Here is a 24,031-nt window from a genome sequence, read left to right as displayed (position 1 = left end):
TGGCGCCGAGTGAAGCCAGTTCCTTGGCAATGCCCAGACCGATCCCTGACGATCCGCCCGTGACGAGCGCGACTTTTCCTTCGAATGACATCGATGTTTCCTTTATGACGATGGCAACCTATTTAGCGGTCGCTATATAGACAGCTACAGTCGTTTGGAGTGCGGCGCAACATATATTTAGCGATCGCTATATATTTTCCCGAAGAGCTTGCCGCCGCAACTAGCGCTCACTATAAAGGGAGGCTGAACAGGTGATCCATGGAAACCAAAATCCGCAGGAGGCGCCCGGCCTTCGACCGGGAAGAAGGGGTGGCGATCGCCCAAGGTCTGTTTCATGAACGCGGCTATGATGCCGTGGGCGTGGCGGACCTGTGCGATGCGCTGGGTATCGTCGCACCCAGCCTCTATGCCGCTTACGGAAGCAAGGCCGAGCTGTTCAACCGGGCGATGAAGCGTTATGTCGAGACCGATTTCTTACCTCTGGACGACATCCTCACGCCGGACAGCAAGCCAGCGGAAGCATTGACGAAGCTCTTTGTGAGGGCAACCGAACAATATACCCGCCACGATAAGTGGAAGGGTTGCATGGTCACGGAAGGCATGCGCGCTGACGACGAAACAGCGCGAAACATGGCTGCCGAGTTGGCCAAGGGTGGTAGCGACCTCATCGCCAGCTACATCCGTGACCATCATGCAAAGGATCCAGAGCGGGTAACCGATTACGTTCTGATGACCCTCCGTGGTCTGTCTTCCTATGCATGCCTTGGATATTCGACTGAGCGTCTTACCCACTGTGCGGAAATGGCCGGGCGCGCGCTGGACGACGACTTCGCAAGTTAAGCTGTCTGCAGCAAACGACGCTTTTGATGGGAGTTGAACCATCGACCCTGCTATTCAGAGTGCTCAAGTCCCTGTGAAGTTGGGGTTATCCAGAATCTTAGGGGCCCCGTTATCCTCCACAACGATCTTGCGCATGCCGCGGGTCAGGATCTCACCATAGTCGTGACCTGCTTCGGGGTTGCACACCCATACGAAGACGAGTTTCGCCGTCCCGGTATTGATCGAGCGATGTGCCCAGTCCGGCGGAATAAACGCGCAGACGCCGGGCTTCATTTCCACAGTCTCCGAGCGGCCACCTCTGGACTCCAGTAGCAAGATGCCCTCGCCACTCTGGGTATAATAGATCTCGCCCATCTCACGTCTTTGATGGAAATGGCCACGGGTCATGTAATATTCCCCATTCACCTGCCCTGGCTCCATTGTCGTAGTTCCAAAGAAGATATCGCTGTTTTCTTTTCGATACTCGACGACCTCGTAGACGATCGGATCGGCACGTTCGTCAACAATCGCATTGAGCGCATCTTTGTCCTGGTAAATCGCGGAAAGCTCGCTCAATCTTTTCGTGTAACGCCCCGTTGCGGGACTGACATCACCATTCGTTCCGTTTATAAAAACGCCTTCTGGTAACAGCATCACGGCCTCCCTTTTTCTGGCTTGCGGAGCCAGTAAACAATTTGTTTCGTTAGTAAAATAATGGCATAAAATGGCCTCGCGGTCCATTCGCGACGACAGGGTAATTTTGAAATGGCCGACCAGACGCTTGCGAAATATCTGAATGAGCTCCGCATCCTCACGATGCTTCGCACACAAGGCCCGGCGAGCCGCGCGGATATTTCCAGACATTTGGGCGTGACCCCCGCGACGATCACGCGACTGACCAATGGCTTGATCGAACGCGAGCTGGTCCAAGAACTGCGTCTTCAATCTAAAGCGAGAGATCCATCCCGAGAGCCCGGTCGACCGGGTGGCAGCGTATCCATCAACCCTGACGGCGCGTTCTTTCTCGGTGTAGAAATCGGCGTTGGGGTTCTACGCCTTGCGCTGGTGGATCTTGCCGCGCAGGTCCTCTCATCCAGCGTGATCCATGTGTCGCGCGATATCTCGCCCGCCTCAGCCGTTGATCACATCTCCAGGCATCTTGCCACGCTAGAACAGGATGCCCGCGTTGCAGGCCGCATCCACAGCGTCGGGGTGACGGTGCCCGGTATCGTCACGTCTGCCGGCTTTGTGATCAACTTGCCGATCCTCGGATGGAAGTCGGTCGATCTGATCGCCGAGCTCTCGACGAAAATCTCCTTGCCCTGTTTCGTTGAAAACAATGCGAATGCCGCCGCCTTCGGTGCTGTCTACACCCAGCCGTCCCTTCCAAGCGCCTGCATCATCTTTTTAAAGCTTGGAACAGGGTGTGGCGGCGCCGCCGTTATCAACGGCCGTCTCCTGCGCGGGGCGAGCGGTACGGCTGGAGAGTTTGGCCATATTCGTCTTGCAGACGCGGGAGCGAGATGCAGTTGCGGCCAGAACGGATGTCTGGAAAGCTGGGTCAATCTCGGCGCAATGGCGAGACACTACCTCGGCACGGATAAGCTTGGAGAAGAGCAGTTCGAAGCCCTGCCCGGCGAGATCGCAACCGCCTATGATAATGGAGAGCCGAAGGCGATCGAAACGGTCGAGATTTTCACGCATTGGATGGGGCTCGGAATCATCTCGTTGATCAACCTGTTCAATCCGTCGACCGTGATCCTCGGTGGCGTAATGCGGCCTGTGATTGAGCGTTCGATGGAAGGCTTGAGGATTGCAGTGGCAGACGGCATCATATCCGGCATTCCTGTTCCGGATGTCCGCTTGTCGGAGCTTGGCCAATATGAGTGTGCCGTCGGTGCTGCGACGATTGCCCATCACCACGCCTTCGACATTTCGCGCGTCGATGTTTCGGACTGATGGCAAGTTCGCCAGCGCGGCAGGCATAGGCGAGGGCCAGAGACCGATCGCCTGGTCCCCTGCCCCGCTCGCGTTTACTTAAGGCGTTCGAGCACTTGGTTCAGCAGGACTGCGCCGAGGATGATCGCGCCACGGACGACATACTGCCAATATTCATTCACATTGAGCAGCGTCATGCCGTTGGTGACACAGCCTAGGAAGAGAACGCCAAGCAGGGTTCCCCAAACACGGCCTTTGCCGCCCGACAGGCTCGTCCCGCCAATGATCGTCGCCGCGATCACATCCAGCTCCATGCCGGTCGCAGTCGTGCCGGTACCCGAACCGATCTGCGATGCGATCAGGATGCCGCTGACGGCCGTCAGACCGCCGGTGATGGCAAGTGCCATCGTCTTGACGCCGAAGACGTTGATACCCGACAGACGAGCCGCTTCGGCGTTGCCACCAACGGCGTAGACCGAGCGCCCGTAGCTCGTATACTTCATCAAGAAGTGCATTCCGATGAAAACAACGATCAGGACGTAAACCGGAAACGGGATGCCGAACAGGTCGCCTGCGCCCACGAACGAGAACCATGGCGGCAGGTCTGTCAGCGGGAAGCCGCCGCTGATCAGGTTGGCAAGGCCACGCAATGCCGTGAAGAGGGCGAGGGTCGTGATGAAAGTAGGCACATTGAACCATCGCCGAATGCTGCCGGTAAAAGTGCCGCAGGCGATCCCGACAAGAAGCGCTGCTACAACACCGATGGCGATGGCAAGCGGGTAATCGAGAGACGGCGCAAGCATCTCCGAGCAATAGGCAACGATACAGCCGGCAAGCGCAACACCGGCTCCGACCGACAGGTCGATCTCTCCGGAAATGATGACTGCGGTCATGCCGAAGGCGATAATGCCAAGCATTGCGCCGGTCCTGAGCACGTTGAGAAGGTTGCCGACGGTCGCAAAGCCCGGTGCGAAAATCACCAGGGCGATGATCAGGACGACGAGGATCGCCTCCATGGCGTAGATTTTGAGCGCCGTTGTGCTGCGGGGCTTCTTGGCCGCAGGAACGTCGGCGTCGACCACAAGGCCAGCTCCGGGATTGCCGCTCATTGCAAAGTTCCTTCCATGCAAATTCTATAGAGTTCGGTGAGGTCGACGTCGTCAGGCTGGACCTCGCCGACTTGCCTTCCTTGCTTGAGAACGATGATCCGGTCGGCGACGTCGAGGAGCTCTTCGATCTCGCTCGACACGAAAACGCAGGCGAGACCGCGTTCGGCCTGGTGCCAGATAATCTCGAAGATCTGCTGCCGGGCCTGGACGTCGACACCGCGGCTGGGTTCATCGAAGAACATCACCTTGGGAGAGGTATTAAGCCAGTTGCCGATGACGATCTTTTGCTGATTGCCACCCGAAAGAGACGAGACAGGAAGTCGGGCGTCGGGAACCTTGATCGCGAGTTCCTTGATCTGACGACGGACGAACGGCTCTTCCCGGCCGGTCGTTATAACGCCGCCCGAAGAGATCTTGGAAAGGCTGGCGAGGCACAGGTTGTCGTGGCTCGATAACACTTGAACCAGCCCCGCTTCCTTGCGGTTTTCCGGCGTGTACCCAAGCCCACGTTTCTTCATCGTCTGAGGTGTGGGCTTGACAATGTTCGCACCGGCGAACTCGATGGTGCCGGTTTCAAACGGATCAGCGCCGAATATCGAGCGCAGAATTTCGGTGCGCCCCGAGCCCATTAGTCCGGCAAAGCCTAGAATTTCCCCTGGATAGAGGTCGAAGGAAATGTCTTCGAATGAACCTGCTCGCGTCAGTCCGCGAACAGAAAGAACCGGCTGCTTGCGCTCTATCCGACCACGAGGTGGTCGCTTGGCCTTGGCCACGTCGCCGAACATCATCTCGACGATGGTTGCCGGGGTCGCATCGCTCATGGCGACGCTGCCAATATAGTGGCCGTCTCGGATGACCGTGCAGGTATCAGCGATCTCGAACAGCTCGTTCATCCGGTGGGTGATATAGATCATCGTGACACCGCGTTCGCGAAGCCGGCGAACCAGTGCGAAGAGCTGTTCGACCTCCTGGCTGGCAAGCGCGGATGTCGGCTCGTCGAGCAGAAGGATGCGGGGATTGAACGACATCGCCTTGGCGATCTCGATCACCTGCTGCTGGCCGACGCTCAGGTCTGAGACCAGCCGGCGCGGATCGATATCCAGACCCATCTCCTGAAGCAATGCCGAGGCCTGCCTGTTGACACCGTCCCAGTCCACGACCGATGCGCCGAGCACCGTCCGCTTGGGCATTCGCCCGAGATAAATGTTTTCAGCGACCGAAAGTGACGGCACCAGCGAAAGCTCCTGATGCACGGTGACGATCCCCGCGGCAAAGGCATCTTTCGGCGTGTCGAGACTGACGCGCTCTCCATGGATCATGACATAGCCGATGGTTGGCTGAACGGCGCCTGACAGGATCTTGACCAGGGTCGATTTGCCAGACCCGTTTTTGCCCATCAGGGCATGGACCTGACCGGCCTCGAAATCATGATCAATTTTCGCGACGGCAACCTTGCCATCATAGACCTTGCCGAGTTCGACGAACCGGATAGCCGGCGCATGTGCGCCGGCCGGGCTCTGTGAGATGTGACCTACTGCCATCGTCCGGTCACCTGTACTTTTTGAGTTCGTCTCCGAACGCCTTGACGCCGGCGACATCTGCCCGGTTCAGCCCCTTTACCGGCACGGAGATATCTTTCTCGCCGCTCTTGCCGTCGATTGCGGCCAATGCAGCTTCGACGGCTGCATAGCCGATCTCATAGGGCTGCTGCGCGGTCACCGCCTGGAGGATGTCGTCTGGCGACTGCAGGAAATTGACGAGCTGCTGGGATCCGTCTGTGCCGAACACGAAGACCTTGCCCTGCTTGCCGGCATTGCGAACCGCTTGGACAGCACCAACCGTCCCGCCTTCGTTTGCGGCGAAGATGATATTGACGTCGGGATGAGCGGTCAGGATGTCGTTGGTCACCGACACCGCCTTTTCGGCAAGCCATGCGTCCTGGTCTGCCACGACCTTCACATCGCCGCCCGCCTTGACGGCATTTGTGAAGCCGCCGACACGGGCGGCACTCTGTTCAGGCACCTGCGATTTGTACTGCAGAATGGCAACATTCGCCTTGCCGCCCAGCCTTTCCTTGATGAAGGCTGCAGCGGCCTTGCCCGTCGTCCCACCAAGGTCATCCTGGCTGGAGTTGACGAAGGCGGCCGGAGCGTTTCCATCGACCGTCGAATTGTATGTGACGACCTTCACGCCGGCAGCGTTGGCGCGATTGAGTGCGGACGCCGACGCCGTCTTGCTGAGCGGCGCGATGACGATCGCATTGACCTTGCGCGAGATGTAGGTGTTGACGAGGCTCTGCTCTTTTTCGGGCTTGTTGTCGCTATTGGCCTGCAAGAGCTCGGCGCCAGCTTTCTTTGCGGCAGCCTCCATGCCGATCTGGATCGTGCGGAAAAACTGGTCCTGCTGGAAGACCATGCCGGCGATGACCTTGTCGGCTGCGTGCGCAGAGACCGAGCTTGCAATCGCGATGATCGCGGCGCTGGTCAGCATTCTTGTGAATTTCATGCGTATTCCTCCCTGTTCGCATATGTCGGTCGCGGCTGCCGCCGTTGATGGCTCCTCCCGCCCCCGACTTGACGGAGGGACACTGCCTGCCGATTTGAGATGAGTCAATAATTTCTTTTGTAAAGATATTAATTGTAAAATAGCCTCGGCCATGGCATATGAAGCCGACATCAAGGAAAGCGACGGGCGAAAACGCCTGCCAGATTGAGCTCTCTGGAGGGGCTTTGATGGTCAATCATTCAACTGCATCGGGATTAATTCCCTTAATCGACGTCGTCACCGCCAAAACCAAAGCGCCCGCGAATGTCGCGACATTTACATATGATCGAGCCGCTCTTCAGACCGGCATAGTGCATATCGGCGTCGGTAACTTCTTCCGCGCTCATGAGGCCCTTTTTGTCGATCGCTGTCTGCATCTGCCGGGCCAGCAAAGCTGGGCGGTCGTTGGCGTTGGGCTTGGCGACGGTGAGGACAAGCGAAGGAAGGCTGAAGAAATTCAGCGCCAGAATGGTGCCTATAGCCTGACGGAATATGCGCCGGATGGTGGTGTATCGGTCGCCATCATCGGCGCGATGATAGATTTTCTTCATGCGCCCACAGCGCCCGAGGCGGCCATCGACATCCTTGCCGCAGCCCAGACAAAGATCGTTTCCCTGACGATCACCGAAGGCGGTTACAATATCGATGAGACCACGGGATCGTTCACCGTCGACCACCCAGATGTCCGGCACGACCTCGAACACCCCTTTTCCCCTAAAACGGCCTTCGGCTTCATCGTCGAAGCCCTGGCCCGCCGGCGCTCGGCCGGGGCTGGCGGCTTTACGCTTCTATCCTGCGACAACCTTCGAAGCAACGGTGCGGTCACCCGCAAGGCGGTTCTCGGCTTTGCGACCGCACGCGACGAAGAATTGGCCGCATGGATCGCCGAGTATTGCAGTTTCCCCAACAGCATGGTCGACCGGATCGCACCGAGTGTAGGCGCCACAGAGAAGACCAAAGCCAACGCCCATAGCGGGCTTGCCGACGAGACGCCTGTCATCGGTGAATCTTTCATCCAGTGGGTGCTCGAAGACGACTTCGTCGCCGGTCGCCCGGCTTTCGAACAGGTCGGCGTCGAACTTCGTGACGACGTTGCAGCGTTCGAGGCGATCAAGGGCAGACTGCTGAACGCCTCGCACATGATGATGTCCTATCCCGCATTGATGGCGGGCCACCGGATCGTCGATCATGCCATGCGGGACGAAGCGGTGCGAAACTTCCTGATCGCCTTCATGGAAAGGGACGTCATTCCGCTGATCGAAGCTCCTAAGGGCGTCAGCCTTAGTGCCTATAAAGACAAGATCATCGAGCGCTTCGAAAATCCCGCCGTCGGCGATCAGGTTCTCAGGATCGCCCACAACGGCGCTGCCAAGCTTCCGATCTTTCTCTCCCGGACACTCGGAGAACTTTTGAGCCGCGGCGGGGCTTTTGACCGGGTCGCTCTCAATCTTGCAGCCTTCGAGCAATATCTGCGAGGCGAAGATCTGAAAGGTGCAACCTTCATCGTCGATGAGCCGAACCTGACCGAGGCAGACAGAAACCTTCTGGCTTCGGCCGATCCCTACGCCGTCCTCAAGCTTTCGGCATTCGCACCACTGCACCTGGAAGAAAACCAGCTCTTCAGGAGCGCTTTCGACGCGGCCCGCGACCGGCTGCGCAGCCAAGGTGCCCAGGCGGCAATGAACCATGCCGCCGCAATGGGGACGCAGTGATGAGCGGCCGGTTCGAGGGCAAAACGGTTCTTGTAACTGGCGCCGCCGGTGGTATCGGCAAAGCCGCGGCCCGGGCATTCGCGCTTGAGGGCGCATCTGTGATCGTTGCCGACGTGATGTTCGAGCGGGCGTCCGAGGCTGCCGCGCAGATCAGAGGCCGGCCCCTTCATCTCGATGTTGGTGACATAGAGGGGATTGCGGCTACCATCGGTTCGTGCGTTCCCTCCGGTGGCCGGATCGACGTGCTCGTCAACAACGCCGCCGTCTTCGATATGGCTCCACTTCTTGAGGTCACGCCACAGAGTTTCGAGACCCTTTTCAGGGTCAATGTCGAAGGCATGTTCTTTGTCATGCAGGCTGTCGCAGCTCGCATGAAGGAGGACGGGCTCGGCGGCTCGATAGTCAACATGGCCTCCCAGGCCGGACGTCAGGCTGAGCCTGCGTCCTCCGTTTATGCGGCCACCAAGGCGGCCGTCATCAGCTTCACTCGCTCCGCCGCAATCGTCCTGATCCGCGATGGCATCCGGGTGAACGCGATCGCACCCGGCGTCATCGAAACCGAGATGTGGGACCGGATCGACGCCCTCTACGAGAAACAACATGGCGCAGCGCCGGGCGAAAAGCGTCGGCAGGTTGGAGCCGCCGTGCCCTATGGCCGCATGGGCTCACCGGAAGAGGTCGCAGCGGCCGTCCTGTACCTGGCATCCCCACAATCCGAATACGTCGTCGGCCAGACCCTCAACGTCGACGGCGGAAATATCCTGAGCTGAGACCCGCGCATCTAGCGCGAAAAGAATGACCGAAAGGGAAGACATGAGCGAAGAAGCAAGACAGTTGAACGTTGGCATCCTGGGCTGCGGACCGATCTCACAGGCAGCTCACTTCGAGAGCGCCACCAAGGCCAAGAATGCCGACCTTTACGCAATCTGCGACGTGGCCGACGATCTCCGCGAGCGCATGGCAGCGACCCATGCCCCCAAAAAGACCTTTAACGACTACGACGCTATGCTGGCGGATCCGCAGCTCGACGCAGTTGTCATCGCTACGTCCGACGCCTTCCACGTTCCTGCGGCAATTTCTGCGTTGCGAGCCGGCAAGCACGTCCTGAGCGAAAAGCCGATCGGCACCTCGATCGAGGAAGTCGAAGAACTGAAGAAGGTGGTCGCGGAGACTGGCAAGGTGGTGCAGGTCGGCCATATGAAGCGGTTCGACGCCGGGCTTCAGAGCGCCAAAGCCTTCATCGATAATGAGATGGGCGAGATGCTGGCACTCAAGGCCTGGTATTGCGACAGCACTCATCGTTACGCCGTCACGGACGCCGTCCAACCGTTGATGGTCAAGAGCGCCAACGCGCGCAAACCGTCCGGCAACCCGAAGGCTGATCTCGAGCAGTATTTCATGCTCGCCCATGGCAGTCACCTTCTCGACACCGCACGCTATTTCGGCGGCGAGATCGTCGAACTGGAAGCACGGCTGCGCAACCGCTTCGGCGCCTATTGCTGGTTCGTCGATATCCAGTACGCGAGTGGGACGATGGGCCACCTGGACCTCACCGTCGCGGTTCGCATGGACTGGCACGAAGGCTTTCAGATCTACGGCGAAAACGGCAGCATCCTTGGCAAGACCTATAACCCATGGCTGTTCAAGACGAGCGATGTCGATGTCTTCCACGAGAAGACGGGTGAAACCACCCGCGTGCTTGGTGCTGACGGCCATTTCTACAAGCGCCAGCTCGAGGCGTTTTCCGACGTCATTCTGAAAGGAGCGCCGATGACCGGCGCCGATATCGACGACGGTCTCGCGTCGATCCGCGGCATGGTCGCGATCGCCCAATCGGTCAAGACAGGCAAGCCGGTGAAACTGGCCGATGTCACGGGGGCTGTCTGATGAAACTCGGAATTTTTGCCAAGACCTTTCCAGGCGACGATGCGTCGACCGTGCTCAACGCCGCCAAACTGGCTGGATATTCGTCGGTCCAGTACAATATGGCGTGCTCCGGTATCGGTTCGCTGCCTCAGACCATTGCTCCTGACATCGTCAGCTCCGTTCGGGATGCCTCGAAATCGACCGGTGTGGAGATCTCGGCGATCTCGGCGACCTACAACATGATCCATCCCGACCTCTCCGTCCGGGAGGCCGGTCGCCACAGTTTTGAGGCGATTGCCGCTGTCGCCAACGACATCGGTTCGAACCTTCTGACCGTCTGCACCGGAAGCTGCGACGCCAAGGATCAATGGCGCCACCATCCCGACAACGATACTGATGCGGCTTGGAACGAGATGGTTGCAGAGTTCAAACTCCTGATCGAGATCGCCGACCGGTACGATGTGCTGATCGGCGTCGAGCCCGAACTGGCCAATGTCATCAGTTCGCCGCAACGCGCTGACAAGGTCATCAAGCAATTAGGCAGCCATCGGGTGCGGATCGTGTTCGATCCCGCAAACCTGTTCGAGACCGAAACGGACGATCGGCGGCAAGAGATCATCGATGACGCGGTCGCTCTGCTGGCAGACCGTATCGAGATCGCCCACGCCAAGGACAGGAACCCCGACGGCAGTTTCGCGACAGCTGGCAAAGGTGTTGTCGATTTCGGCGCTTACGTCTCGGCGCTGCGCCGCGCCGGCTTCTCGGGTAGTCTGATTACCCACGGTCTCGGTGCTGACGAAGCTCAAGGTGTGGCGGCGTTTCTGCGGAACACGCTCACGGAAAGTGAGGTCGCCTGATGGCACCGGCCTCCACAGCAGGCTCTGCGCTCGCGCTGAACGTCGTCGAGACCGGCTCTGGTCGGCCCTTCGTTTTCCAGCACGGACTTTGCGGGGATGCGGCTCAGCCGGCTCAGGTCTTTCCGGCCGATATCGGCTTCCAATGCCTGACGATGGAGGCCCGCGGCCACGGGGCGTCGGAAGCCGGTCCCCCGCATGAACTTTCCATCGCCAACTTTACCAGGGATCTGGCGGGGATCATCAGATCGCGCGGCCTATCGCGCCCGGTGGTCGGCGGCATCTCCTTGGGTGCCGCAATCTCTCTACGTCTTGCTGTCCGGCATCCGGAATTGGTCGGTGCGCTCGTCATCGCAAGGCCCGCATGGCTGACCGCCAGAAACCCCGAGAACATGCAACCGAACGCCTATGTCGGGCGATTGCTGCATGACAGGTCCACCGAAGACGCGAGAGCGACTTTCGAAGGATCGGAGACGTTCCGGCGTCTTACGGTCGACGGACCGGACAATCTCGCTTCGCTCAAGGGCTTTTTCTCCCGTAAGCCGCAAACCACCACATCAGAACTACTGACGCGGATTTCAGCCGACGGACCCGGTGTCACCGAAGAAGACATTCGACGTATCCGTATGCCGACGCTCGTTATCGGCCATGGGCGCGATGCGGTCCATCCATTGGCATACGCGCGCCGATTGGCGGACTGGATTCCGGACGCTCGTTTTATCGAAATCACCCCCAAGGCGGACGACGCCGAAGCTTACCGGAACGATTTCCGGCAGGCCCTCACATCATTTCTGAAGGATCTCGCACATGAAGCCTGACACCAATTGGCTAGACGCCCTGCCGACCGACCGCCTGCTTGCTGAAATGTCGCTCTGGTCCGCCGATCTCGGAAGCCTCGCCGCCGAGATCAAGCGCGTCGACGCACTGACCGATATCTATCATATTGACGTCGCAGACGGACACTTCTCCCCTGCCCTGCTGTTCTTCCCCGACCTGGTCGTCATCTCGCGCAAGGTTTCGGCCAAGCCTCTGCACGTCCACCTGATGGCCACCGATGACATCCTGCTCGACCAGATCAGGCAGTTTGCCGAAGCTGGCGCTGACCTGATCAGTATCCACGCTGAGAACGGCAACATCACAGAAGCGCTCGATCTCATCGATGAATTGGGCCTCATCTCCGGGATCGTGCTGCAATTTCAGACGCCTGTGAAGGATATGGAACCCTATCTCGATCGCATCGGCATGCTGACGCTTCTCGGCACCCGCATTGGGGTCAAGGGCCAGGGCCTCGACGAACAAGCTTGCCCGCGCTTGGAAGAAGCCAAGGCGATGATCGCTGGACGCACCTCCACCAACCGCGTCGTGCTTGCAGCCGATGGCGGCATTCGCGAACACACGGTTCCCTCACTTCGCCGCGCAGGCGCCGAAACCGTTGTGATGGGATCGCTTGCGTTTAACGCAGACGACTTCGAGAAGCGGATGGCCTGGATCCACGCTCAGCCTCAGGAGGCTTGATGCCTATGGCGGAAAAGCTTTCACTCGGTTTCGACCTCGGAGGCACGCAGGTGCGGGGAGCACTCGTACGTGATGGCATCGTTCTCAATCGCGCAGCCACCCGCACCGACGTGGCGGGGGGGCCTGATGCTGTCATGAGCCAATTCAAGGCGCTCGCCAACGAGGTATCGAAGGATTTTGATTCAGCGAATATCGTCTCGGTCGGCGTTGGTGCCCCGGGCCCGCTGGATACGGTTTCCGGTATCGTCGACCACATCCCGACGCTGCCTGGCTGGGAAGAGTTTCCGCTGAGAGACAAGCTTTCGGCTCTTTTCGGTCGTCCCGCGACCGTCGAAAATGACGGGATTGCCGCCGCCTATGGAGAGTGGAAGCATGGGGCCGGCCAAGGGCTCGATCACATGGTCTACGTCACCGTCAGCACCGGCGTCGGCGGCGGTGTCGTCGTCGATGGCCGCCTGATGCATGGCCGCCGGGGCATGGGCGCCCATGTCGGACATTTCAGGATGGATTCGGAGGGACCAGTCTGCTCATGCGGAGCACACGGATGTTTCGAAGCCTTCGCAGCCGGCACTGCGCTCGGTAAGCGTGCAAGGGCAATTGCCGAGGTTCACCCTGATGGTTATCTCGGCCAACTTGCCCGAACAACGAAGATCGAGTCCAGACATGCTGTCGAAGGCGCGCGCGCAGGCGATCCGCAGTCATTGGCATTGCTGCGCGAAGAGGCAGACTATCTTGGTATTGGCTTTACCGGCCTCATCCACCTCTACAGCCCTCAGAAAGTCGTCATGGGTGGCGGCGTTGCCCAGGCATTCGATCTGATGTCCGAAGACATCCACGCCGTCATCCGTCGCGATGCCATGGCACCGTTCAAGGCCGTCGAAGTCGTGCCTGCGGCGCTCGGTGACAATTGCGGCTTGGTCGGCGCAGCAGCGTTGGCTCTCTCGAATTCCTGAAAGGATCATGCACATGACATATCTTGAAAAACTCAAGCTTGACGGTCGCACGGCTCTCGTGACTGGCGGCGCCGGTGGCATCGGTGCCGCCTGCGTGGATGCGCTCCTGGAAGCTGGCGCGGAAGTCATTATCGTCGATTTCAGCGCCGACAACCTCAATGCCGCGAAGGAAAGGCTGACGGGTCAGAAGGTCCGCTTCGAGACGCTCGACGTGACCGATCCTAAAGCCGTCAATGCGCTTGCCACCACGATTGGCCCCATCGACATTCTCGTGAACAATGCAGGCATTGGACGACAAACTGCTGGCGAAGATATTACCGAATCCGAGTGGAACGAGGTGATGAACGTCAATATGAGCGCGGTCTTCTGGTGCGCCCAGGCCTTTGGTCGCGGTATGATTGAACGCGGTCGCGGTTCGATCGTCAACATCGGCTCGATGGCCGGTGAAATCGTGGTTCGCCCCCAGAAGAACGTTCACTACAATGCCTCAAAAGCGGCCGTCCACCACATCACCAAGTCACTGGCTGCGGAATGGGCCCCGCGGGGCGTTCGCGTCAATGCCGTCGCGCCGGGCTTCATTGAAACGCCAATGAATGCCTTTGCTTTGAAAAGCGATGTGGAAACCACGAATATGTGGCTTGGAAACACGCCAACCGGTCGTGTCGGCCAGACAGACGAGATCGGCTCCATCGTATTGTTCCTGGCCTCGGACGCCTCCAGTCTGATGACAGGCGCCATCGTCATCGCGGATGGCGGCTATACTGTCTGGTGAGAAGGCAAGCGAAACGGCATCTACAATGATCGACATCTCCGACCGCAACTTCAAGGCACTGATCTTCGACTGTGACGGCACACTCGCAGATACAGCGCCGCACCACTATCATTCCTTGTCCCAGTCACTCTCGGAACAGGGGTTTCACATGCCGCGCTTCTGGTATGCGACGAAAGTTGGCCTGTCGCGCTCAGCTCTGTTCGATGAATTCGAAGCCACACATTCTGTCGTCATTGATCGCGATCGCGCCGTCGAGAGAAGCGAGACAATATTTACTGAGTTGAACGGTGAGATCACCGAGTTCGCCGATGTGGCTAATATCGCCAGGCATTTTCGTGGCCGGGTCCCGATGGCTGTCGCTTCCGGCGGTCCGCGGCGACTGGTTCATAAGACCCTAACGTCCTGTGATTTGTTCGAGCTATTCGATCATGTCGTGACGTTTGACGATGTCGGCGAAGGAAAACCTTCGCCTGCGTTGTTCTTGGAAGCCGCACGCCGGCTCAGTCGGGAACCGGCTGAATGTCTTGTCTTCGAAGACAGTGACGAAGGCGTAGAAGCGGCCGGGCGGGCCGGTATGGAAGTGATTGATGTCAGGACGTAAGTTCTCGGTGGCTGACGCGTTCCAAGCGTGAGATTCTTCTCCTAACGTGGCGTCATACTCTTGATACATACTGACGGCATAGGCTCTCGGTCTCCCTTAGCGTGCATCGTGAGGCATACCCCATGAAAATACTGCTCTCTCCAGAACTGACCGTATGTGGCATCAACGAATTGGCTGCTCAAAGCACCAGAAATGTCACGCACGTCCTTTCCATCATCGATCCTGATCGAGCTGAGCTGACCGAGTTTTCCGAGTATGGCGACCACCTTCGCACAACCCTGCGTTTCCACGACATCATTGCCGAGCGCGATGGCCAAATAATGCCGTCGGAGAAGCACACGGAAGAAATTCTCGCCTTCGGTCAGTTGTTCCTGGAGCGGGACAATAACGAAGCGCAGGCCCACATTCTGGTCCACTGCCACATGGGAGTATCGCGATCGACCGCGGCGATGCTGACACTGATGGCGCAAGCCAATCCCGATGAAGCCGCAGAATCCCTTTTTGAAAGGCTAGTCGCGATCCGTCCTCAGGCTTGGCCCAACAATCTCATGGTCGCTTTTGCCGACGAGCAGCTTGGCCGGCAGGGTGAACTGACGCGGGAACTGACCCTTCATTACGGCCGCCAGCTTCAGCACATGCCTCATTACAATGATTGGATAAGGTCACTCGGCCGCGGCGCCGAAGTAGACATGGCAGTGCGGGCCTGAAAACCTGAACGAGGTGCTGTCATCTTGCCTCGAATGGCAGCGCCTCGAATACCACCTAGGATACCGCGGGCTCGACCTTTGCAAGGTGCCCCGCGTGTCGGCAGACGATGTCGTGACCGCGCGCCTGTGTGGCCTCGATCTCGCCGAGGTCGTATGCGCTCCCGGCGTCGAGCGTCAGGAACTGTTGCAAGCGGCGTTCGACGCCTCCCTTGCCGCCATCGGCGCGCAATCGCCCCAGTTGGCCGAGCGATATCGAACAGGTGACGAGGCGCTATAATCCGCCTCATTACCACCATGGAACATCATCTGGCGGCCGTCATTTCGTCGAGGCCGGAGCGCCATGAAACAACTGGTCGGTAGCCTAGCTCCCGCCGGGCTTTCTCGGTCCTGATGGTGAAGGGATTGCCGATCAGTTGAAGCAACTGACGCGTCAGCGGCGGCTCTCCCTTCAGTCCAAACAGCCGCCAGACGAAGGCCATGATCCCGGCAAGCCGCCATGCCATGTTGAATGAGATGGACTTGTCCTTCGCCTGCACGCCCTGCGTCGCCAGCAGAGCGTTCATGACGCTCTTCAACGTGCCCTCCTCGGCATCCGCGACGAAATATGCCTGACCACCCTGTCCGCCTTCCGCTGCAAGTAGAAGTGCCTCGACGAGGTTGTCCACGTGGCACGTCGACATCGCCTGCGTTCCCCCGCCAACCCATTGCCATTGCCCCTTCCTGACGGTTTCAGCCATCTGGTCGATCATCGGCATGCCCCTGCCCCAAATCATCGGCGGGCGGATTGCAATGGTCTCGAAATCCGGACGGCGCTGGTTCGCAGCGAGCAGCAGCTTCTCGGCTTGCGCCTTCGAGGCGCTGTAGGGCGCGAAGTCCCGCTGGAATGTCGGAGCGGTCTCGTCGGCACGCACGATCGGCTTCGGGTCGCCCATGATGACGGCCGCGGCACTGACGTAGACGATCTTGCGCACTGACGGAGACGCCGCCGCGGCACCCACGAGGCGTTGCATTCCCTCGACGTTCACGGCGTCGAATTCCTCACGCCTCCCCCAGAGCTTGAACATGGCAGCGACATGGAAGACGACCTCGGCGCCTTCCATACCTCTCTGCAAATCGGTCTGGTTCGACAGGTCGCCTTGAACAGGCTGCGCACCCAGTGTGGTGACCGTTCCTGCGGCGGCATCATTGCGGGCCAGAGCCCGGACTTGCCATCCCTTGGCGACGAGGGCCTGGATCAGTCTGCCTCCGACGAAGCCCGATCCGCCGGTGACGAATGCCGTGCGCTGCTGAATGTCCGATATGGTCATGTTCATCTCCTGTAGATGCCCAAGACATATGAGAGATCATACTGACTTTCAACGAACAAATTATGAATTATGTTCGTTGTAGCATTTCCGCTCCGATCGAGCTATGTGGAAGTCATGACGAAAGACACTGACGAAGCCCTCACCACGGACAAGATTTTGGACGCCGCACGTGCCCAGATAAGACGGCATGGACAGGCCAAGACCAATATCGTCGACATCGCCAAAGCGCTTGGGACGTCCCATACGACGATCTATCGGCACTTCCGTTCCAAGGCGCAGGTGTTCGACGCCATCGTGGCGAACACGATGAAGGACGAGGAAGACCTTGCGCAGGCCTTCGTCCGCTCCACGGATCCCGCGTCCGAACGTCTCTTGGGAATGGTGCTGGCGCTGCACCGTCGCAAGCGCGAGCGGCTGGAAAGCGATCCGGAGGTCTATGAACTCTATCGCCGCGTGCTGGAGGAAAGTCCCGAACTCGTCCAGAACTATTCCGCGGCCATGACCGCCCTCCTGGTGTCGATCGTGGAAGACGGGATAGGCCGTGGCGAGTTCACGATCGACGATGCCGTGGCAGCGGCCGAAGTCATCCGCGACGCGGTGACCGTCTACGTTCATCCCGCACATGTCGAGGCAGCGGCAAAGGCCGGGATAGACCTCGAGCCATCGATCAGGTGCATGATGCTCACGCTCGTGAGCGCCCTCAAGAGCGGGCTGACCCGAAAATGATTCAGTGGCTGGCCCGCGAGGGCCAGCCACTTCGATGCGACGGGCTCAGACAGAGGCGAACAGCGCCAGCGTTCTCTGCCGCGCCAAACTTGCGCTCTTCTCGTCATAGTCGGCGCGGCGGTCCGAATTGAATCCGTGACCTGCGTTGTAGACGAGGGTCGTCACACCCTCCATCTCATCGAGCGCGGATTTCACCTCGTCGACCGGAATTTCCTGGTCGGCATCGCCGAGATGCACGATCGTCGGGCACCGGGGCGTTTCGGTCTTCAGCTTCGGGATCATGCCACCGTAGTAGCAGGATGCGGCCGAGAGATTGTCGGCCCGGCAGGCGACGGCGTAGGAGACCGAGCCACCGTAGCAGTATCCGACGATCCCGACCTTACCCGTCGCCGCCAGGATGTCGATGCAGGTCCGGGCGTCGGCGACGGCGAGATCCAGCGAGTGGGCGCGGACGAGATCGATCGCCTTGTCGATATCGGCCTTGCTGTAGGACAGCCTCAGCCCTGGTGCCACCCGGTCGAACAGCGCGGGCGCCAGAACCTCGTAGCCAGCATCGGCATAGATCTGGCACTGTTCCCTGATGTGGTCGGTCAGTCCAAAAATCTCCTGAACGAGGACGATGCCGCCCTTACGTTCTCCGACCGCGTCGACGTGCCAGGCGTCGAGCGCCTGGCCGTCGGACATCGTGATCTTCTCCATCTGTCCTGTGATCTTCATGTCATCGCTCCGATTTCGACCGAGTGGATTACCAGGGCTGCACGTCGGCGCCGTGGAAGAAGGAACCGGTCGGACCTTCGCTGCCCAGCGTTGCGAGCATGACGCTGGTCGCTGCACCCTCGTCCGCCGACATAGGCGCATCGACACCGTGCAGCGCCGTCTTCACGAAGCCGGGGTGTGCTGCGTTGACCTTGATGTTCGTATCCTTCAGTTCATAGGCCAGATGCACGGTCCATGCGTTGAGGGCCGTTTTGGAGATGTTGTAGGCCGGGATCTTGAAGTCATAGAAGGCAGACGTCGGGTCCACGTTCGCGGCCATCGATCCGAGGATGCTGGAGACGTTGACGATGCGTCCGGCCGCCGACTGGCGCAGCAGGGGTAGGAAGGACTTGGTCACGGCGACGACGCCGAACAGGTTCGTGTCGAACGTGTCGCGCCACATGCCGAGGTCCTGGTCGGACGGCTTCTTGTCGAAAGCGTCGCGCATGACGCCGGCATTGTTGACGAGGATGTCGAGGCTCCCAAACCGAAGCTCCACGTCCTTTGCGGCAGCGTCGATCGTGGCCTGATCGGTTACGTCAACGACGACGCTCGAGGCAGACAGGCCTTCGGCGCGCAGCGAGAGGGCAGCCTCGTCGCCCAGTTGGGCATTGCGCGCGGCGATGATGACATGAGCGCCCTTTTGTCCGAGCTGGCGGGCCGTTTCGAAGCCGATGCCCTTGTTGCCACCGGTGATGAGTGCGATTTGGTTTTGCATTGCAGTCTTCCTCTTGGTTGATGGCCAAGAGTTACTGCGCGCCAGACCATTGCACAAATCGATCGACGTGATCCTCTCTATCGATAATGCCAATGGCGCGTTTCGACCGCAGGCCACGAGCATAAGGCTTTCAAACGAGCCGACAGAACGCACGAAGCCGTCAGTCTCCACGACCGACAGCTTCGGGAACGCATCCGAAAATGTAGCTGCTGCGGCCCCTCAGGCGGCCTTCGCCAGTCGAACGCCATGGGCGGTCGAGACGTCGACGATTTGCTCTCGCAGCCATGCGGCTGAAGGCTCGTTGTCGGTCTTGGTAGACCAGATGAGCGAGATCGCTGGTAACGCCAATTCGACTGGCGCAGTCTGGCACGCGAGACCGAAGATCGACGCGTAGCGTTCCGCGATCTGCATCGGCATGGTGACGACAAGTGGCGCCTTCGCGGCGGTCGCGAGGGCGGTCAAGTAGTCGGGAACGCCCATCACGATGTCGAGGCGATGTCCCGCCCCGGTCAGCATGCTGCCGATGCACCCTTGGATGTCGTCGTCCTGGGAGACGAACACGTGGCGGCTTTCCAGATACCCGTCGCGGTCAATCTCGTCCTCGACGTCGATCAGCGTTGGGCTGTAGCAGCAGGCAAGCTGCTGTTCGAAGAGAACCTTGTGGCGATACCGATCCGGAGACGGCGGATAGCAGCCGATCGCAAGATCGATCGCGCCCTCGTCGAGCTCCCGTCCGATCTTCGAAGCAAGGACACGGTGGGAGATGAGCTTTACGCCGGGCGCCGCGTGGGTAAGCTGACCGCTGAGGTCAGGCATCAGAAGAAGCTCCTCGCACGAGAAGCCGATCCGGAAGATTTTGTCAGAGGCGGCAGGATCGAAACGCTCGCTGGACAAGACGATCTTTTGCATCTGCGCAAGAACCTCTCCTACCTGCTCGGCCAGCACTTCGGCCTTGGCGGTCGGCTGCATCAGGTTGCCGACACGTACGAACAGCTCGTCGTCCATCAGCAGCCTCAGCGTCGAGAGATTATGGCTCATCGCGGGCTGCTGGATCCTCAGACGCGTCGCTGCCTTCGTCACGCTCCGATCCTTGAAGAGAGCGTCGAAGGCCACGAGCAGGTTGAGGTCGAAAGAGCGAAGATTGAAGTGATTGATGCTTTCCAACGTCGTTCCCGAATATAGTTCGAAGGAATGCGCCGTCCTTCGTCGTGGCCCGTGGGGTGACAGGCGGCACCAGAAGACGCCGCCCATCCCTATTGAATTCCAGTCTATCGGATGTCGCGACGAGTGGCTATGCCTCGGCGACGAACGCCTCGGTGAAGAACGAGGCGACCGCGTCGAAGGCCTGCATCCGGTTCTTCTCCATCAGTGCCAGATGCGTCGCCTCGCCGATCTCGACCCATCGCTTGTAGGCCGAAGCCGTCAGCGTCTGGAAATAGGCAAGCGCCAGATCGATGGTCACATCGACATCCCATTCCCCATGGACGAGAAGCACGGGCGCGGTGATCTGGCCGGGATCATAATAAGGCCTCTCGGCACGCCAGTAGTCGCGAATGTCCTGGATTGGGCCGTTCGAGGCGCGCAGGCGTTCGGGTGCCTTTTCCTTGCTCCATGGATCCTCGGCAAGGCTAGCATTCGCCCACGCCTCGAACCAGCCGTCCGGCACGAGCGTGCTTCTGGCATGTTCGGGGGCGGTTGACAGCCACCGCTCCTTAGATGCCAGGACCGGGACGAGACGATAGGCGTCGAGTTCTCCTCCCATGTCGATCGGGATCGGCTTGTCGCTCAGCCATTGAGGTGCGAGGACGGCGAGCTTGACCACCTTCGAAGGATTCGCGGCGGCATAGGCGCCTGCCACGGTACCGCCCCATGACATCCCGAAGATGTTCGTCCGCTCGACACCACGATGGCGGAGCACGAAGTCGACTGCAGCCCCGAAGTCCGCAACGCCGGTATCGGTCTTGACGACGGGCGGCGACAGCGCGGCATCCTGTTCCATCTCCGGCGGTCGCGTCGAATGTCCGTAGCCGCGCACGTCGACCGCGAACACGTCGAAGCCTGCCGCCGCCAGATAGTCCATGAAGGAGAATCCGCTCATCCGGACGTCGTAGAGGCTGCCGGAGGAGAACGTCGCGCCATGCACCATCACGATGGTCCGCTCCGGCCCGAATTGGTCGATGCCGCGCGGGCGCTTGTTGCGGACGTAGAGCGAAATGCCGGCGGTGTCACTTTCAATGCGATGGTCTTCGAAGACGATCTGGTCGAGGTCGATCTTGGTGGTCATGATGACTTCCTTTTCAAGCATAGGTCCAGGCATAGCCATCTTCGGTACGTCTCACGTATCCGGCGGACGAGCCTGCGAAATGGGTGGAGAAATAGAGGGCGCCTTCGTCAGCAAGCTTGGACAGGATTCGTTCGCGCGAACCGAGCGCCTGATCCTGGAACTCGCAGAAAACGGTGTTCAGTTGCGGCTGGAAGACCTGCACGGGGGTGTGCATGACGTCGCCACCGAAGATCGCCGTTTCGCCCTGCGACACAAGCTCGACTGACATGTGTCCGATACTGTGACCGCTCGTCGGCACGAAGGTGAAGAGGTCGAGATAGCGGCCGCCTTCCGGCTCGATGAAGTCGACGAGACCAGCCTCGATGACGGGCAGGATGCTGTCTTCGAACACGCCCCGACTGGGGATGTTCGCGTCGTTGTGGCTGGCCGAGCTGCCGTAGTATTCAGCTTCAAGCCTGGGGAAGACGTAGCGAGCATTTGGGAAGGTCGGAACCCATTCGCCGTCGTTCAGGACGGTGTTCCAGCCCGAATGGTCGACATGAAGGTGGGTGTTGATGACGTAGTCGACATCCTCGGGCGCGATGCCCGCCTCATGCTTCAGCCGATCCAGGAACGGAATACGTTGCTCGTGAAAGATGGGGTTGAGGGGGCGCTGCTTGTCGTTGCCGGAGCCCGTATCGACGAGGATGATGTGTTCCGGCGTCCTGACGACCCAGGTATGGATGCTCTGGATCAGCGCGTCACGAGCATCCTCCATGTCATGGACAGAGAGCAGGTCGGCGACGGCATCAAAGACACCAGCGGCGGCATCCGGGTAAAGGAAATCGAACGGCACGTTTCGGAACGGCTGCTCCTGCACCTTCTGCACGGAAACCGCGCCGATTGAGTAGGTATTTGGTGGTTGATTCATTGTGTCGGCTCCAGGCTCCGTCGTGTCCGCGACTGCTGGTTTCGACATTAGGCAGCGATCCGACAAGCAATCAAATCGATAGGAAAAATTGAACCAATTGAAATTGTCGATACATGCGTGGCCTTGTCGTAGCTCCCGGGCTCGGCGCCTCGGATCAGATCGCCTGCGCGAGTTCCATCGACGAAGCCGATCCCCGAGCACCCTGCCGGATGTGACGCGCAAGTTCTGCCGCCGCCCGCGACTGACTGCCGGCCGAGACATGAAGGTTGATCGAGAACGGCGGCAGTTCCGGAAGCCTGTCATCCGACGGAAGGATGGCGAGGTCGGCGGGCACCGTCGACTGAAGCCATGCCGTCACCGCCAAATCTGCACGGATGGTCGCCCGCGTCGCATCGATGCTGCCGCTCTCGAACATGGTGCGCCACGCAAGCTGCCGTTCTTCCAATGCGCTCAGAACTGCTGGGCGGAAAGCGCAAGTCTCGGCGACCAAGGAAATCGGCACTGGATTCTTCAGATGCGCCGCCCCCCTCGCCGCGCCGACCCAGACCAGCCTGTCGACGCTGAGACACTCGCCACGGGACGGGCCGACAGGCTCCTCGACAAGGGCGAGATCGACCTCACCGTTCGATGCCGCCGTCACGAGTTCCGGGGACGAAAGGCAGACCAGCGCCACCTCCACCTTGGGGTTCTGTTCGGCATAGGCCTTGAGGATCGGGGTGAGCCATGTCCCGACCAGATCATATGGGGCGCCCAGGCGAACGCGCCCTTCGATCGTCTGCTCGGACATGTCCGACCAGAGCTCGTCGTTCAAGGCGATTAGGCGTCGCGCCTTCGAAACGAGCCTCTCCCCGATAGACGTGAGGCGCAGAACCCTCCGATCCCGTGAGAACAGTACCCCTGCCAGCTCCTCCAGCCGGGCGACCTGCTGACTGACGGCGCTCTGCGTCAGATTGAGCGCTTTGCCGGCGGCCGTCATGTTCAAATGGTCGGCAACTGCGACAAAGGTTCTCAGGAGGGTAATGTCGAGGTTTCTGCTCATGAAACCATTATAGATCGTAATGGAATGTATTCGCAACATGCGTTTCCATCATCATCACCAGCGCGCTAGGGGTGGAGGGATATCCATGGAGACCAGTATGACTCCCGCCGAATTCATCCCGCTTGCCCTGTTCGTCGTCGTATCGACCATCACGCCGGGCGGCGCTACCACGCTGGCGACGACGTCGGGCACTCATTTCGGATACCGTCGCTCCCTGCCCCTGATCGGCGGAATCGCGTTCGGCCTCGGATCGATGGCGGCTTCTGCGGCCGCGGGCTTGGGTGGCGTCATCCAGGCACTCCCGTCCCTCCAGATCGCGATGAAGGCAGTTGGGACGCTATACCTGCTCTGGCTTGCCACGAAAATCGCCCGTGCCGGTCCGCCTCATCTAAAATCCGGCGCTATCCGACCGACCGGGTTCATAGGAGCGGTCTGGCTTGTCTGGCACAACCCGAAGGGCTGGGCGATGACGCTCGGCGCGGCGGCATCCTTCGCCGCGCTTGCCCCAAGCCCTCTGCATCTGGGTGCCTTGCTCGGCTTCTCCTTTGTGTGTGGCGCAGTGGTGTCGCTCTCACTCTGGTGTTTCGCAGGCCTTCTGCTGGCAAGGCTATTGAGGACTAACGGACAATGGAGATTGCTTAACATGTCGCTCGGACTTTTGCTGGCCGTGTCGATCGTGCCAATGTGGTTCGAATGACGTCATCCCGCAATCCCGATCTCCATATTCGAGGCTGGCAGGAGCCCAAATTCGTCTCGACGTGGCCAAGTAAACTAAGACCCAAGAGCTGTCATGGTGTGAAATAGGCTCTTGAGCGGATCCGAACCTTCGACCACTGCGTGCCGCTTTCTCTAAACGGCTGATCTCTCTTGTTTTCCCTGCCCTAGATCGCCTGTCTGATTG

Annotated in this window: 26 protein-coding genes; 15 read left to right on the top strand and 11 right to left on the bottom strand. The window is 59.7% G+C overall.

All coding sequences use genetic code 11. From position 1 onward, the window contains the following. Nucleotides 1–258 precede the first annotated feature (258 nt). Nucleotides 259–840 carry a TetR/AcrR family transcriptional regulator gene (locus tag AC2GXZ_RS31615; protein ID WP_483763222.1) on the top strand — a complete coding sequence of 194 codons (582 nt, stop codon included), beginning with the start codon at nt 259–261 and terminating at the stop codon, nt 838–840. 63 nt (nt 841–903) lie between these two features. Here AC2GXZ_RS31615 and AC2GXZ_RS31610 read toward each other — a convergent pair whose 3' ends face one another. Continuing rightward, the gene (locus AC2GXZ_RS31610) at nt 904–1,683 is read right to left on the bottom strand and encodes a glucose-6-phosphate isomerase family protein (protein ID WP_483763221.1); all 780 of its coding nucleotides are present in this window, start codon (nt 1,681–1,683) and stop codon (nt 904–906) included. Here AC2GXZ_RS31610 and AC2GXZ_RS31605 point away from each other — a divergent pair. After that, entirely contained in the window at nt 1,585–2,778 is a 1,194-nt protein-coding gene (locus AC2GXZ_RS31605; protein ID WP_483763220.1) for an ROK family protein, read from the top strand. The two genes, AC2GXZ_RS31610 and AC2GXZ_RS31605, sit on opposite strands and share 99 nt — an antisense overlap. Nucleotides 2,779–2,852: 74 nt before the next feature. Here AC2GXZ_RS31605 and AC2GXZ_RS31600 read toward each other — a convergent pair whose 3' ends face one another. Genes AC2GXZ_RS31600 through AC2GXZ_RS31590 form a run of 3 tightly spaced genes read right to left on the bottom strand, consistent with a single transcriptional unit; the run spans nt 2,853 to nt 6,371 of the window. Further along, on the bottom strand, nt 2,853–3,866 hold the full coding sequence (locus AC2GXZ_RS31600) for an ABC transporter permease (RefSeq protein ID WP_483763219.1): 1,014 nt from the start codon (nt 3,864–3,866) through the stop codon (nt 2,853–2,855). Then, complete coding sequence (locus tag AC2GXZ_RS31595) at nt 3,863–5,407, bottom strand: sugar ABC transporter ATP-binding protein (protein WP_483763218.1); 1,545 nt, start codon at nt 5,405–5,407, stop codon at nt 3,863–3,865. Before AC2GXZ_RS31595 ends, AC2GXZ_RS31600 begins: the two co-directional genes overlap by 4 nt. A 7-nt stretch (nt 5,408–5,414) precedes the next feature. Further along, on the bottom strand, nt 5,415–6,371 hold the full coding sequence (locus AC2GXZ_RS31590) for a substrate-binding domain-containing protein (protein WP_483763217.1): 957 nt from the start codon (nt 6,369–6,371) through the stop codon (nt 5,415–5,417). 158 nt (nt 6,372–6,529) lie between these two features. Here AC2GXZ_RS31590 and AC2GXZ_RS31585 point away from each other — a divergent pair, with 158 nt between their 5' ends. The 11 genes from AC2GXZ_RS31585 to AC2GXZ_RS31535 all read left to right on the top strand — a co-directional run bounded on the left by AC2GXZ_RS31585 (nt 6,530) and on the right by AC2GXZ_RS31535 (nt 15,667). Further along, nucleotides 6,530–8,122, top strand: coding sequence for a mannitol dehydrogenase family protein (locus AC2GXZ_RS31585; RefSeq protein WP_483763216.1), 1,593 nt, complete (start codon nt 6,530–6,532; stop codon nt 8,120–8,122). Beyond that, entirely contained in the window at nt 8,122–8,892 is a 771-nt protein-coding gene (locus AC2GXZ_RS31580; RefSeq protein ID WP_483763215.1) for a glucose 1-dehydrogenase, read from the top strand. The genes AC2GXZ_RS31585 and AC2GXZ_RS31580 overlap by 1 nt, the downstream gene beginning before the upstream one ends. A 43-nt stretch (nt 8,893–8,935) precedes the next feature. Continuing rightward, nucleotides 8,936–10,009, top strand: coding sequence for a Gfo/Idh/MocA family protein (locus AC2GXZ_RS31575; protein WP_483763214.1), 1,074 nt, complete (start codon nt 8,936–8,938; stop codon nt 10,007–10,009). Beyond that, complete coding sequence (locus AC2GXZ_RS31570) at nt 10,009–10,845, top strand: sugar phosphate isomerase/epimerase family protein (protein WP_483763213.1); 837 nt, start codon at nt 10,009–10,011, stop codon at nt 10,843–10,845. The genes AC2GXZ_RS31575 and AC2GXZ_RS31570 overlap by 1 nt, the downstream gene beginning before the upstream one ends. Next, entirely contained in the window at nt 10,845–11,660 is an 816-nt protein-coding gene (locus AC2GXZ_RS31565) for an alpha/beta fold hydrolase (RefSeq protein ID WP_483763212.1), read from the top strand. Before AC2GXZ_RS31570 ends, AC2GXZ_RS31565 begins: the two co-directional genes overlap by 1 nt. Next, the gene (locus tag AC2GXZ_RS31560; RefSeq protein WP_483763211.1) at nt 11,650–12,357 is read left to right on the top strand and encodes a ribulose-phosphate 3-epimerase; all 708 of its coding nucleotides are present in this window, start codon (nt 11,650–11,652) and stop codon (nt 12,355–12,357) included. Before AC2GXZ_RS31565 ends, AC2GXZ_RS31560 begins: the two co-directional genes overlap by 11 nt. Continuing rightward, nucleotides 12,357–13,310: an ROK family protein gene (locus AC2GXZ_RS31555; protein WP_483763210.1), complete on the top strand. Its 954-nt coding sequence runs from the start codon at nt 12,357–12,359 to the stop codon at nt 13,308–13,310. The genes AC2GXZ_RS31560 and AC2GXZ_RS31555 overlap by 1 nt, the downstream gene beginning before the upstream one ends. Nucleotides 13,311–13,323: 13 nt before the next feature. Next, a complete protein-coding gene (locus AC2GXZ_RS31550; protein ID WP_483763209.1) occupies nt 13,324–14,082 on the top strand; it encodes an SDR family NAD(P)-dependent oxidoreductase in 759 nt (252 codons plus the stop codon). Nucleotides 14,083–14,107: 25 nt separating this feature from the next. Then, nucleotides 14,108–14,683 carry an HAD family hydrolase gene (locus AC2GXZ_RS31545; RefSeq protein WP_483763208.1) on the top strand — a complete coding sequence of 192 codons (576 nt, stop codon included), beginning with the start codon at nt 14,108–14,110 and terminating at the stop codon, nt 14,681–14,683. 122 nt (nt 14,684–14,805) lie between these two features. Next, nucleotides 14,806–15,390 (top strand): tyrosine phosphatase family protein, encoded by a 585-nt coding sequence (locus AC2GXZ_RS31540; RefSeq protein ID WP_483763207.1) that lies wholly within the window; start codon nt 14,806–14,808, stop codon nt 15,388–15,390. A gap of 94 nt (nt 15,391–15,484) precedes the next feature. Then, the gene (locus AC2GXZ_RS31535) at nt 15,485–15,667 is read left to right on the top strand and encodes a hypothetical protein (protein WP_483763206.1); all 183 of its coding nucleotides are present in this window, start codon (nt 15,485–15,487) and stop codon (nt 15,665–15,667) included. Nucleotides 15,668–15,692: 25 nt separating this feature from the next. On the opposite strand, the gene AC2GXZ_RS31530 is transcribed toward AC2GXZ_RS31535, so the two are convergent. After that, nucleotides 15,693–16,697, bottom strand: a complete 1,005-nt coding sequence (locus AC2GXZ_RS31530) for an NAD-dependent epimerase/dehydratase family protein (RefSeq protein WP_483763205.1) — start codon at nt 16,695–16,697, stop codon at nt 15,693–15,695. A 114-nt stretch (nt 16,698–16,811) separates the two neighbouring features. On the opposite strand from AC2GXZ_RS31530, the gene AC2GXZ_RS31525 reads away from it, so the two are divergent. Then, entirely contained in the window at nt 16,812–17,423 is a 612-nt protein-coding gene (locus AC2GXZ_RS31525; protein WP_483763204.1) for a TetR/AcrR family transcriptional regulator, read from the top strand. Between the two features lie 45 nt (nt 17,424–17,468). Here AC2GXZ_RS31525 and AC2GXZ_RS31520 read toward each other — a convergent pair whose 3' ends face one another. The 6 genes from AC2GXZ_RS31520 to AC2GXZ_RS31495 form a co-directional block, all read right to left on the bottom strand. After that, nucleotides 17,469–18,140: a dienelactone hydrolase family protein gene (locus AC2GXZ_RS31520; RefSeq protein ID WP_483763203.1), complete on the bottom strand. Its 672-nt coding sequence runs from the start codon at nt 18,138–18,140 to the stop codon at nt 17,469–17,471. Nucleotides 18,141–18,168: 28 nt separating this feature from the next. Next, nucleotides 18,169–18,897 carry an SDR family oxidoreductase gene (locus AC2GXZ_RS31515; RefSeq protein WP_483763202.1) on the bottom strand — a complete coding sequence of 243 codons (729 nt, stop codon included), beginning with the start codon at nt 18,895–18,897 and terminating at the stop codon, nt 18,169–18,171. A 219-nt stretch (nt 18,898–19,116) separates the two neighbouring features. After that, on the bottom strand, nt 19,117–20,061 hold the full coding sequence (locus AC2GXZ_RS31510) for a LysR family transcriptional regulator (RefSeq protein ID WP_483763201.1): 945 nt from the start codon (nt 20,059–20,061) through the stop codon (nt 19,117–19,119). A gap of 127 nt (nt 20,062–20,188) precedes the next feature. After that, on the bottom strand, nt 20,189–21,181 hold the full coding sequence (locus AC2GXZ_RS31505; RefSeq protein ID WP_483763200.1) for an alpha/beta hydrolase: 993 nt from the start codon (nt 21,179–21,181) through the stop codon (nt 20,189–20,191). 13 nt (nt 21,182–21,194) lie between these two features. Continuing rightward, a complete protein-coding gene (locus AC2GXZ_RS31500; protein WP_483763199.1) occupies nt 21,195–22,139 on the bottom strand; it encodes an MBL fold metallo-hydrolase in 945 nt (314 codons plus the stop codon). A 106-nt stretch (nt 22,140–22,245) separates the two neighbouring features. Beyond that, the gene (locus tag AC2GXZ_RS31495) at nt 22,246–23,130 is read right to left on the bottom strand and encodes a LysR substrate-binding domain-containing protein (RefSeq protein ID WP_483763198.1); all 885 of its coding nucleotides are present in this window, start codon (nt 23,128–23,130) and stop codon (nt 22,246–22,248) included. Nucleotides 23,131–23,227: 97 nt separating this feature from the next. On the opposite strand from AC2GXZ_RS31495, the gene AC2GXZ_RS31490 reads away from it, so the two are divergent. Continuing rightward, nucleotides 23,228–23,827 (top strand): LysE family translocator, encoded by a 600-nt coding sequence (locus AC2GXZ_RS31490; protein ID WP_483763197.1) that lies wholly within the window; start codon nt 23,228–23,230, stop codon nt 23,825–23,827. The last annotated feature ends 204 nt before the right edge of the window (nt 23,828–24,031 follow it).

It is taken from the genome of Aliirhizobium sp. YIM B11859 (genome assembly GCF_057163345.1).
This window is presented reverse-complemented; position numbering and strand designations above follow the sequence as displayed.